The organism is Colwellia sp. Arc7-D, assembly GCF_003061515.1.
In the GTDB taxonomy this organism is placed as follows: Bacteria; Pseudomonadota; Gammaproteobacteria; order Enterobacterales; family Alteromonadaceae; genus Cognaticolwellia.
This window is the reverse complement of record NZ_CP028924.1, coordinates 2,638,628-2,651,454: the sequence shown is the minus strand read 5'-3', so window position 1 is coordinate 2,651,454 and position 12,827 is coordinate 2,638,628. Positions and strand designations below refer to the sequence as shown.

Here is a 12,827-nt window from a genome sequence, read left to right as displayed (position 1 = left end):
GTAAATTTTATGTTTAACAAAAACTCAATGTTACAGCTGCTGGCTATAACTTTAATATCGTTCATTTTATCAGCCTGTGGTGGGTCAGAAACAACTAAATCGGGACAACAATTATTAACTTGTGATGTGCCTTTGGTGCCAAATGCAACGGGAGATAGTTGTGTGGCACCTGAGCCTATTCAATGTCCGGTGCCAACGGTACCTGATGCAAAAAATGAATCTTGTGTGGTGGGTGTTGATCCTAATGCACCAGCACCAATATTTTTCCCTAGTGAAAACCAAGCTGTGCTTTATTTTAATCGAGCAGATGCCGCTTATGATGAATACAAACTGCATAATTGGAATACGCCTGAGTGTGACGCCTATGCCCCTGATTCTATAGCTTCAAGTTGGGATAGTGGTCTTGTGCATAGCGGTGTTGATCCTGTTTATGGCGCCTATTGGATTTTGAATCTGATAGATGACTTTACTGAATGTGGTAATTTCATTATTCATAAAGGCACTGATGATGCTGGTAAAGAAATGGGCGGTGGTGACTTTAAAATGCCACTTAAACAAGATGATGCCACGTATCAACGAATGAACTTTACCTTCTCTGGTGTTGCTTCTGTTTTTGAATATCCTGTCGTTTCCTTGGGTGTACAACCGTTGAAAATATCGGGTTATTCTGCACATTGGATTGACAGCAATACTTTTGTTTGGAATGCACCAGAAGAAGTTACAGATGTTAAGTTACACCATTCTGTTAATGCTGGCATTGCTGCAAATGACGACGATGTAGTTAGCGGTAGAATCGTAGCTCTGACTGAAACTATCTTGTCAGATGAACAAAAAGCAATGGCTCCACAAGTTGCACAGTGGCCTGGGTTTTCAGCTGACTGGAGTAAAGAAACGGCGAAAGGTTTATTAAAAAATCAATTAGTTTTAGTTGGTTACAATAGCGAAGGTAAAGCTATTGCTGGAACTTATATACAAACCGCTAAGGTATTAGATAATTTATATACCCAAGGTGATGCTGATGCCGATGAAGCCAACTTGGGCCTTAGCTATAACAGCACCGGCATTAGCGTCGCATTATGGGCGCCAACGGCTCAAAGTGTCAGTATTAATATGTATGATGCTAATAAAAGTAAGTTAACTAGCGCCGTAATGAGTGAAGATACTGATACCGGCATTTGGTCATATCAAGGCGATGCTAATTTAGATCGTATGTTCTACCAATTTGAATTATCGGTATATCATCATCAAAACCAACTAGTAGAAACATTAACAACAACAGACCCTTACTCTGTAGGTTTGTCTACTAATGGTGATTATTCGCAGTTTGTTAATTTAGCCGACAGTGAACTCATGCCTGATGGCTGGGAAAATGAACAAGTTCTCAGCACTAAATCATATGAAGATGCGGTTATTTATGAAGCACATATTCGTGACTTTAGCGCTTTAGATGAAAGTACGGATGAAGCCAATAGAGGTAAGTATTTAGCGTTTACCGAAACAAACTCTCTACCGGTACAGCATCTACAAAAACTGGTTGATAATGGTTTAACCCATTTTCATCTCTTGCCTGCCAATGATATTGCGTCTATTGATGAAGACCCAGCAAAGATTGTCGATTTGACTAATACCGTTGCTGAACTTTGTGCAGTTAGAGCCGAAGCACCTGTATGTGGTGTTGAAAGCGCTGATAAAACACTGTTTTCTGTCCTTGAAAGCTATAACACTTATTCAAATGATGCCGCTGATTTAATCAACGTATTACGTGATGTAGATAGTTTTAATTGGGGCTATGACCCAAAACACTTTAACGTACCTGATGGTATTTATGCCTCAGATGCCGATGGTGTAGCTCGTATTATAGAAATGAGAGCTATGATCCAAGCCTTACATGACTTAGGTTTACGTGTTGTTTTAGATGTTGTTTATAACCATACCAGCTCTGCAGGTATATCAAGTAACTCTGTTCTAGATATGGTTGTACCGGGTTATTATTATAGTCGTGAAATCGAAACCGGAGCGGTAATTCAATCCACTTGTTGTAATGATACTGCACTTGAACATCGTATGATGGATAAGTTGATGGTTGACTCACTGAAAAGTTGGACGCAACATTATAACTTCGATGGTTTTAGATTTGACATTATGAGCCATGGTAGTAAAACACAAATGTTAGCTGCCCGAGATGCTATTCAAACAATTGATAGTGACACGCACTTTTATGGTGAAGGTTGGACACGTGATGACCGCGGTTTTGAGCAAGCCAATCAGTTTAATATGGCAGGTACTGAAATCGGCACCTTTAATGATCGTCTGCGTGATGGTATTAGAGGTGGTAAATTTTTCAGTAACAACAGCGAAGATACTGATGTATTTAAGCAACAAGATATTATTAAACTTGGGCTAGCAGGTTCACTTGCTGACTATGTTTTAAAAAGCGCCAGTGGAACTAGTGTTTTAGGGAGTGCATTTTCACCGAATATGTACGCTAAAGACCCTGCAGATGTTATTAATTATATCTCAAAGCATGATAACGAAAGCTTATGGGATCAATTACAGTTTACCCTTACACCTACCATGGGCATGCAAGATAGAGTCAGAGCACAAAATGTTTCTCAATCCATTGTCTTATTTTCACAAGGCATTCCATTTTTACAAATGGGCGGCGACTTTTTACGCTCTAAATCATTAGACCGTAATACTTATGATGCTGGCGATTGGTATAATTTTGTTGATTTTACTTACAATAGCAACAACTGGAATAAAGGCTTACCACTCGATAAAGGTGGACGTAGCGACGAAGATTTATTGCGCTTTGGGCTCAACGCTGACAGTAATGTTGGCATGAATGAAATATCGTTCGCTTCAAATGTCTTTAATGAGTTTTTGAACATTCGTACATCAAGCCCGTTATTTAAGCTGACTACCAGTGCAGATATAGTTAACCGTGTCGGTTTTCATAATATTGGCAAAAACCAAACTCAAGGGCTTATTGTTATGAGCATTGATGATGGTATTGGTTTTGATGATTTGGACCCTGCTAATGATGCAATAGTGGTGGTGGTAAACGGTTCAAATACAGCATTGTCGCATACTGTGTATACTGCTGAAGGCTTTAGCTTGCATGGTGCGCAATTAGCTTCAGTTGATAGCACAGTTGCCAATGCTAGTTTTAACCAAGGCGAAGGAGAGGGCACTTTCACTGTGCCGGCATTAACAACGGCGGTATTTGTTAAAATACAAGGTGAACAACAAGGCGCAGGTTTATCAGCAATTGCTACGGCAGGTGCTCCTGATGTTGTACCTTTTGGTGACACTACAGTTTATGTGCGCGGTGGAATGAATGGTTGGGGCGAAGTTGACTCCTTTATTTATCTTGGCGAAGGTGTATATCAAACTTCGATTAAACTAACGGCAAACGATTATGAGTTTAAAGTTGCCTCAGGTGATTGGTCGACCGCTAATTTTGGTGCACCCAATACCGGTAATATTGTGGAAGAGGGTGTAGATTTTACTTTAACCTCAGGTGGCGACAACCTAGCGATATCAATTAGTGCAGACTCTACGTATATCTTCACCCTTGATGCCTCAAATATCGATGCGCCGATATTAACGGTGAAGAATGAAGAGCCTTTTGTCGGTACAACTGTGTATATTCGTGGTGACATGAATGGCTGGAATGAGTCAAACCCTTTCACCTATGTTGGTGGTGGTAAGTATTCTGCGACATTTATTGTCGAGGCTGACACTTATAGTTTCAAAGTTGCCTCAGCAGATTGGTCGACAGTTAATATGGGCGCACCAGCGAATGATACTGAAGTGCTTATAACAGAAGAGCAATTATTATTACCTAGCAGTAACGATAATTTAACGATAACTTTCCCGGACACTCAAGAATACACATTCACCTTTGATGCCTCAAATTTGGATGCACCAACGCTTTCTGTGTATAAATCAGAGATGTTTGGTGACACTAGCGTATATATTCGTGGTGATATGAATGGTTGGGGTGAAGTCGACACATTAACTTATCAAGGTAATGCAAGCTATTCGGTTGAGATTGAATTAGCGGCTGCTAGCTATGGTTTTAAAGTAGCATCAGCCGATTGGTCAACCTTTAACTTAGGCGCAGGATCTGATGGAGGGGTTGTTAACCTTGATCAATCTTTAACATTGTCAGCAGGATCAAATGATAATTTATCATTTTCTGTCGATGAAGTAGCAACCTATGTATTTACGGTCACAGGGCCTAACCCGAATGCACCGACGGTAACGGTTACGAAAAAATAAAGCCTTTATTTAAACTCGCGGCTAACGGTATTTAAACCGATAATATTAGTCGCTATTTTATTTTTATCATTGTTCAAGTAATCGCTAACAATGAAAATAAATACTACAGCTAACAAATAAAATTTAAACGCCCTAGCTTGCTAGGGCGTTTTTTTTATTACCACCTAGGCTTTGTATCGGTTTGTATTAGCTAAATCTGCAGATGTTTGCATACGTATTCAAGCTTGTTCAGAGGACATTGAAACTGATGCCTCTGGAAATTAATAGCATTGAGACAAGTTGCCAGCTCATGGATAGGGTAAAACTGAAAATGGTTTGTGTTAATGTAACTTAACTATTGTATTACAAGGACTTTATTTGAGTTTGTCTGGTTTTCGTTATGGGTAATATTTTAAGAGACGTTACTCACTTTGATGTAAACAATTTGGTAAGTTACTTATTAACAGCAGGATAACAAAATACTTTCTTGTTTTTACTACCTTGAGTGCTTGATGAATACGTATGTAAAGTGTATTCATCATCAAGCGTCCGCTTTATATTATGATCGTCTGCAAAAATATGCAGAGACAAATACTAATTAACGACATCAGCGCCGGATCGCTGAATAATAATTAAAGCATGGATGTATAGGGGAGTTCACCAGTGTTAAATTTTAAACCAAGCCGAGTAACTTTGGCATTGTTATCAAGCGGTTTCATCGCACTAAGTATGCCACTGCTTGCTGAAGAAGTAACAGTTGAAACAGCGAAAGAAAAAGAAGTAGAAACAATCACAGTTACAGGCATACGTGGAAGCTTACAAAGAGCTCAAGCAATTAAAATGAGTTCAAGCTCTATCGTTGAAGTTTTATCGGCGGAAGATATTGGTAAATTACCTGATACAAGTATTGCTGAATCATTAGCACGACTTCCTGGTGTAACAGGGGAAAGAAGAAATGGCCGTACTAGTGGCTTATCTGTTCGTGGTTTTAATGAAAACTATGTCGGTACTTCACTTAATGGCCGTGAGTTACTCGGTATGGGTGACAACCGCGGTGTAGAATATGATTTATACCCAACTGAAATCATATCTAATGTTGTTGTTTATAAAACTCCCGAAGCAGGATTAGTGTCACAAGGCATTGGTGGTACGGTTGATTTACAGACAGTGAGTCCACTTAATTCAGATTCTGTCATGGCGTTTAATGTCAATTTTGAACAGAATGAAAAAGATTCAGCAAACCCAGATTATGACAATGATGGACACCGTTTTTCATTCAACTTTGTTGATAAGTTTATGGATGATACCTTAGGCGTTGCTTTAGTCTTATCTTCTTTAGAAACACCACGCCAAGAAGAAAACTTCCGCGCATGGGGTTATGCAGATACACCTGAAGGTAATAAAATATTAGGTGGTCACGACTCATTTGTTCGTTCAGCACTTTTAGAGCGTGATTCAATTGCTGCCATTATCGAATATGAACCAACAGATGCATTAAAAATTCAATTCGACGCTTTATATATAGATTTTAGTGAAAATGATGTTCGCCGAGGCCTTGAAGAAGGTGGCCCAGTTTGGGGTGGCGTAAACTATACAGAAACTAATGTAGAAGATGGTTTAGTTACTTCTGGCTACTGGGATGGCTTTCAATCGGTTGTTCGAAATGATGCCCGTACTCAAGATTCTAAACTAACCACATTTGGTTTAAATGTTGAGTACGTTTTGAGTGAAAACTGGACTGCTGAACTAGATATTTCAACAGGCTCTGTTGAAAAATCAATTATTGATGTAGAGAGCTACTCTGGTGTTGGACGTGCTGGCATTGATGGTCGACCTGGTGCTGCACGCTCTTGGGAAATGACTTCAACAGGCGTTATGTATAGTGATCATCCAACACTAGCGGGTGTTGATTATACTGATGAAAACCTTATGCGTTTAGCAGGTCCTCAAGCTTGGGGTGCTCCTATCATTGGTAGTGACGCACAAGATGGCTTTATTAATCGTCCAGAGTTTGAAGAAGATTTAGACAGTGTTCGTTTACAAGTTAATGGTTTACTAGAATACGGTATCATTTCAGGTATTGAAGCTGGTGTACTTTATTCAGACCGCACCAAAGAAAAAATCAATGAAGGTGATTATTTAACTTCACCTGAATATCCAAATGATGGTCCAATCCCTAATGTATTAGGTGTCGCTGATTTAGGCTTTATCGGTATTAACGGCGTTTTAGCTTACGATAGTATTGGTTTATATAAGAGTGGCTACTACACTGAAACTGCTGCTTCGTTAGTGCAAACTGATCGTTTAGGTGATACTTACACTATTAATGAAGAACAATTATCTGCTTATGTAAAACTAAATTTAGAAGCTGAAATTGGTGATGTGTTCATGAGTGGTAATATTGGCTTGCAAGTCGTTAATATTGACCAAAAATCAACAGGTTTCTCGGTTGTTGATAATGCCACTGGTTTTGTTGATGCTACACCGGTAAGTGGTGGAGATTCATATACTGACATTCTACCCACTTTAAATTTAAGCTTTGAAATTGCTGAAAACCAATTTATTCGTACAGCAATGGGTAAAGTATTAAGTCGTCCTCGTATGGATGATATGCGTCCTAATAATAGAGCAACTTTCTCATTCAACGATAACAATATTAATAGCACGGATCCTGAAAATGGAGCATGGTCAGGAAGTAGCGGAAATCCAACACTTAAACCATTAGAAGCAAATCAATTTGATATATCTTACGAGAATTACTTTACAGAAGATGGTTACTTTGCCTCTACATTTTTCTATAAAGATCTAAAAAATTGGCATCGAAGTGGTCAGGCATTAACAGATTTCTCAGATGTCTACATTCCTGAGTACCATCAAGGGTCAACTGGTCAGGCACCAGCAAGCTTTTTAGGTTTTGTTGATTCAACTGAAGACGGTTTACAAGGTTTTGTACGCGGTTATGAATTTCAAGCAAGTGTGCCATTTCGCTTAGTTCACGAAAAGTTAGAAGGCTTCGGTATTGCCGTTAGTGCAACCTTCATTGATGGAGAATTAGAAGACGGTGGTCGTATTCCTGGTCTTTCTGAAGAAAGCTATTCATTGACAGCATATTATGAATACAAAGGTTTTGAATTCCGTATTGCTGGCACTAAACGCGATGAATTTTTAACTGAAACTCGTGGTTTGAGCCTTGCGCTTGATGAAACTGAAGATTTAGGCTCAGAGATTTGGGATGCCCAAATTAGTTACGACTTTAAAGAGTCGGGTGTTGAGTCTCTTGAAGGGTTGCGCATTACATTACAAGCGCAAAACTTAACAGATGAAGATACATTACAAGCTGAAGCGACTGACTCTCGACAAATTAGGTCTTATCAATCGTTTGGTGCAAACTACTCATTAGGTCTTAATTACAAATTTTAATTATTAGGTGTAATTATTAGGTTTAATTAAATAAACGTTTGTAAAATAAAAACCTGCTAGGCTTCTAGCAGGTTTTATTATTTGGACCCTGATAAAGTTTAATATTGAATTTATGTAGCAGTAATATAGTAGAGAATTACACATGACAAATAAAATTAACAAAGTCGTTGTTCTAGGCGGTGGTACTGCAGGTTGGATGTCTGCCTCATTAATTAAAAAGCTCATGGGCAAGTCAGTTGATGTTGAATTGGTCGAGTCAGAAGACATAGCGAGTGTTGGTGTTGGTGAAGCGACTATTCCTCCAATTCGTTTATTTAATAGTGTTCTTGGTATTAATGAAGCTGAATTTTTGCGAGAGACTAAAGCGACTATCAAGCTTGGCATTAAATTCGAAAATTGGAAAAACACCGAAGAAAGTTATTTTCATACTTTTGGTGCCGCAGGAAAAAGTTTACCTTTTTGTCACTTTCATCATTATTTAAAACGTGCACAAGATGCCGGACTAAAAGATAATTTATGGGATTATGACCTGAATTATCTATGTGCAACCCAAGGGAAATTCGCGCAAATAAAGTCCAAAGATCCCATTATTGATATTCCTTACGCTTTTCACTTTGATGCTGGTTTATACGCACAGTTTTTAAGAAAGTTTAGCGAAAAAATTGGTGTTAAACGTACCGAGGGTATGGTTGAAAATGTTGAGCAATGTCAAAAAACGGGTAACGTAAAATCATTAGTACTAAAAGATGGCGAGGTAATTAAAGGTGATTTATTTATTGATTGCTCTGGTTTTCGCGGTCTGCTAATACAGCAAACACTAAATACCGGTTATGAAGATTGGGGGCATTGGCTGCCTTGTGATCGAGCCGTGGCAGTGCCTTCTAAAAGATTTGCTGAAACCGTGCCTTATACTCGCTCAATTGCACATGCAGGTGGGTGGCAATGGCGTATACCGCTGCAACATCGCAATGGTAATGGTCTGGTCTATAGCAGTAAACATTATAGCGATGAACAAGCTAAAGCACTGTTATTAGGCAATATTGAATCAGAGCCCTTAGCTGAGCCTCGCGTGATAAAATTTACCACCGGGCGTCGACGTAAACAGTGGCACAAAAATGTAATCGCTATAGGGCTATCGAGTGGATTTTTAGAGCCGCTTGAGTCAACCAGTATTCATTTGATTCAATCAGCCATTGTTCGTCTGATTCATATGTTCCCACAAAAGGGTATCAGTACAGCTCAAGTTGATGAATATAATCGTCAATCGAAAATAGAGTATGAGCAAATTCGAGACTTTATTATCTTGCATTATCATGTAAACCAAAGAGATGACAGTCAGCTGTGGCGTGATTTACGTGAAATGGACATACCTGAGTCTTTAGCGGAAAAAATTAAACTCTTTAAAGAAACCGGCAAAATATTTCGAGAGCAAAACGACTTGTTTAATGAAGGTTCATGGTTACAAGTGATGTTAGGGCAGGGCATAGAACCAGAAGATTATCATCCTTTGGCGAATGATATGCCGCTTGAGCAGCTCAACTCAATGTTAGCGAAAATTAAAGCTATCAAACATGAGCCGCTAACAAAGCTGCCAAGTCATGATGAATATTTAACTAATTTTTGTCGGTTGTAGTGATTAGTTATATTACTTATTTTAGTTATTTTTAAATTCCAATTGTTAAACAGAGTGATCAATGAAACACAGTAAACTAGGCAAATCGACTATCGAATCATCACGTTTTATCTACGGCTGTATGCGTATTGCCGGCGACTACAGCACGAGCGATCGTAGTAAAGGTAAACGAGCGATAATGACGGCGTTGGATGCAGGCTATAACCATTTTGATCATGCTGATATATATGGTGGTGGTGCAAGTGAAAGTATTTTTGGAGAGTTATTAGCAGAACAACCGCATTTACGTGAACAAATGATTATTACCTCGAAAGCGGGTATTCGACCAAAAAATAATGATGATAGCTACGCACCTACTCGTTATGACTTTAACCAAAAATATTTATTGGCCAGTGTGGAAGGTTCATTAAAACGTTTAAATACCGATCATTTAGATCTGTTTTTGCTGCATCGACCTGACTATTTATTTGACGCTAATGAGGTGGCAGAAACCTTTGCGCTATTAAAAGCCAGTGGCAAGGTTAAGCATTTTGGAGTCAGTAACTTTAAACCTTCGCAGCTAGCGTTATTAAAGTCGGCTATGTCTATGCCATTGTTGGTTAATCAGGTTGAAATTAATATTCACAATATCGATACCTTACTTGATGGCACGTTAGATCAATGTCAGCAGCATGGTATTACGCCTATTGCCTGGTGTCCGCTGGGTGGCGTTGCTTATTCTGCTTGGGGCAACACTTTTTCAGTTGAAGATGAGCAAAGAATTGAAAGCGAGCTAAACAACCAAAGTAAAAGGTATGGTTGCGCACCTTGGCAAGTTATTCTCGCTTGGTTGTTAAAACATCCTGCCAATATTTGCCCCATTATAGGTTCAACGACCCCAGAGCGCATTGTTGCGGCTAAACAAGCCTTAGCAATAGATTATTCGCGTGAAGATTGGTATCGCTTGCTAGAAGCTAGAAATGGCCAAGCAGTGCCGTAGTGTTTCTTTTTAAATAAAGACTTAAATTAACCATCAAAAAAGCCAATCATTTACTTTTGTACTTTATAAGCATAAGTAAATAAGTGGCTTTAATTTTTTTCACTAACTCATTATTAGTTATCTACAAACCATTATGATATTGAATATTCGTTGATTCAGGCACTAAATTATTAAGTTGTTGTTTTACTGGTGATGCTTCATCTTGTGATTTATTAGACAATAGTTCTTCAAATTGGCTGATCAACAAGGCTTTATCAGGAGAGGCTTTATCGCCGGCGCCAATGTTGGTTAAATCAATCATAAAACTGTCGAATAAATCAGATAAATCTTCAATAATTTCCATATTTAAAAACTGATCTTGGTTATAAATACTAGGATAACCCGCTTTTTGCTTATCAATGGCAAACGACACACCCTTAAGGTTAGTGATGCTAGTCGACTTATCACAAGACAGCATACAACCATTGTCGATGCGTGGTTTCTCACAGCCAACACTTTGTTGGAAGAAACACTGTCGGCTAGTCATCAACAAAATAGGGTGGTAAATGCTGTAAAACAATTTAAAGTTTTCAGGGCGTGCAATATGCTTCATTTGCATGGCATTAATTTCGTTTGAAATAAACGCGCCACTACAGTCAAAGTCTTCTTTCATGGCTAATAACGCATATGAATTGGTGGTGTTTAAAAACGGGCCAGCAATCCATTTTATGCCTAGGGCATTCGCTTTATAAGCAATGCCTGTGTTATTCGTGACGATAAGTTCAGGTTTTACTTGCTCTAAAATCGTTACGGCTGCATCGTAATCTTTACCGATAAGTACGGCAGGAAACCATGGAATTAAACGTGGATTGTCTCGTAAAAAGCCAACATACTTAGTGCAGCCACGTTTGTAAGCATCGGGTAATTTAAAGTAAATATCGGCATCAGTAACCTCTGTAAGCGCAACATCGGCTTCGTCACAAATTAAAATTGATAGTTCAGCTTTGCTTGCCTTTGCAGTATCACTTTTAGGATAACTAACCAACTTAGGTAACGTCACCTCAGGGATAATATCAACCGCATTATTTAACGTGCTAGCAATTTGGTTTTTAAGTGCGGTTAGTTCTTTAAAAGGGATACTTAAACCGGCATTTAACTTGTCGCAGTTTAGCTCGTTAAGTAAAAACTCAGCATTATTAAAGCTTTTAAAGCGTTTTTCGATGGTTGCTTTATCAATACTGGCGTTATCACTGGCGCGTAATAAGCTAGTAGATTGCACGGTAAAGGTGTTTTGCTCAATAGAAAAGCCAGTGGTAGTCACAGTAACCGTTAATGGTTGCTCTAGTTGGCCTGAAAAGCTTAAGGTTAACGGTACTTTTTCAATACTTAAATGCTTTATTTTCTCAACCACTTCCGCTTCAATGTCGTTTTTATCTGTTTGCAGATTTTGCTCTACATCTTGAATTTGAACGACTGAAATTGCTTGGCTTTCGTCAGCTTTAAATTTACTGACCGCATGTACTTTTGAGTTATCGCGCGGATTATCAATAAACATCGATTGATTTAAATCACCGCGTAAAAAGGCGTTGGAGAAATCGCGATTAAATACTTTGTAAAGGCGTTCGCCATCTTGTGTTAATTCACCAGTATTAAGAAAACCATCGATTTGTTTACGGAAACTATCGACGACCGTATGGACGTAATTTGCCCCTTTAATACGGCCTTCAATTTTGAACGAATGCACACCTGCGTCGATTAAAGCCGGTAAATCAAAAAAGGCTGAGTTGTCTTTAATATTTAGTGGGAAGTTATGACCAGACGGTGTTGTTTCATACTCTTCACGACAGGCTTGGCTGCAACGGCCACGATTACCTGAATTACCGACACTAGCTGAAGTTGAATAACAAAGCCCTGAAAAGGCTACACAAAGTGAGCCATGAACAAATACTTCGGTGAGCACATTATATTCATTACAAACTTCTGTGATGGCGGTTATTTCACGTAAGTTTAATTCTCGAGATAAATTAACTCGCGAAGTCCCTAATTTTTTCAAAAATGGAATTTGGCCAATATTATGCGTGGTTAACTGGGTTGAAGCGTGAATATCTAGAGTTGGAAAATGCTTCTTAATAATATTAAACATGCCGATATCTTGCACGATAACGCCGTCTAATGTGGTGTTAACTAATTTACTTAATAATTTAGCAATAGACTTAAATTCACGCTCTAAAATAATAACGTTTAAGGTCAAAAATATTTGGCATTCGTACTGATGAGCAAGACGAATGATGCCAATAAGTTGTTCAAAAGATATATTAGCAGCGCGATTACGGGCATTTAGTGTGTCTAAACCGCAATATACAGCGTCGGCTCCAGCTATAATGGCCGCTTTAATTGCGTCAACATCGCCACCGGGGGCTAATAATTCTATTTTATGATCCATTTGTACAACTTTTTATTCGCTAAATTTCAAAGCAGGGATTTTACCCGTATATTTCCCTAATGAATACCGTTAAAGTTGCATGATTAAAGAAAATGCATGCATTAAGA

General features: G+C 38.6%; 5 protein-coding genes. 4 read left to right on the top strand and 1 reads right to left on the bottom strand.

Features of this window, described 5'->3' with window-relative positions:
• Positions 1-9: 9 nt before the first annotated feature.
• From pulA to DBO93_RS11555, 4 genes are all read left to right on the top strand, one after another.
• Positions 10-4,287, top strand: a complete 4,278-nt coding sequence (gene pulA, locus DBO93_RS11570; protein ID WP_108457821.1) for a pullulanase-type alpha-1,6-glucosidase — start codon at positions 10-12, stop codon at positions 4,285-4,287.
• Between the two features lie 642 nt (positions 4,288-4,929).
• Positions 4,930-7,686 (top strand): TonB-dependent receptor, encoded by a 2,757-nt coding sequence (locus DBO93_RS11565; RefSeq protein WP_108456484.1) that lies wholly within the window; start codon positions 4,930-4,932, stop codon positions 7,684-7,686.
• 142 nt (positions 7,687-7,828) lie between these two features.
• On the top strand, positions 7,829-9,319 hold the full coding sequence (locus DBO93_RS11560; RefSeq protein ID WP_108456483.1) for a tryptophan halogenase family protein: 1,491 nt from the start codon (positions 7,829-7,831) through the stop codon (positions 9,317-9,319).
• A 61-nt stretch (positions 9,320-9,380) separates the two neighbouring features.
• Positions 9,381-10,298 carry an aldo/keto reductase gene (locus tag DBO93_RS11555; RefSeq protein ID WP_108456482.1) on the top strand — a complete coding sequence of 306 codons (918 nt, stop codon included), beginning with the start codon at positions 9,381-9,383 and terminating at the stop codon, positions 10,296-10,298.
• A 121-nt stretch (positions 10,299-10,419) separates the two neighbouring features.
• On the opposite strand, the gene DBO93_RS11550 is transcribed toward DBO93_RS11555, so the two are convergent.
• Positions 10,420-12,720 (bottom strand): peptidase U32 family protein, encoded by a 2,301-nt coding sequence (locus DBO93_RS11550; RefSeq protein WP_108456481.1) that lies wholly within the window; start codon positions 12,718-12,720, stop codon positions 10,420-10,422.
• Between the last annotated feature and the right edge of the window lie 107 nt (positions 12,721-12,827).

What these genes read in the sequence shown, in the direction of transcription:
- DBO93_RS11560 (WP_108456483.1), top strand. Translation starts at nt 7,829, where the DNA reads ATGACAAATAAAATTAACAAAGTCGTTGTTCTAGGCGGTGGTACTGCA.
- pulA (WP_108457821.1), top strand. Translation starts at nt 10, where the DNA reads ATGTTTAACAAAAACTCAATGTTACAGCTGCTGGCTATAACTTTAATA.
- DBO93_RS11555 (WP_108456482.1), top strand. Translation starts at nt 9,381, where the DNA reads ATGAAACACAGTAAACTAGGCAAATCGACTATCGAATCATCACGTTTT.
- DBO93_RS11550 (WP_108456481.1), bottom strand. Translation starts at nt 12,720, where the DNA reads ATGGATCATAAAATAGAATTATTAGCCCCCGGTGGCGATGTTGACGCA.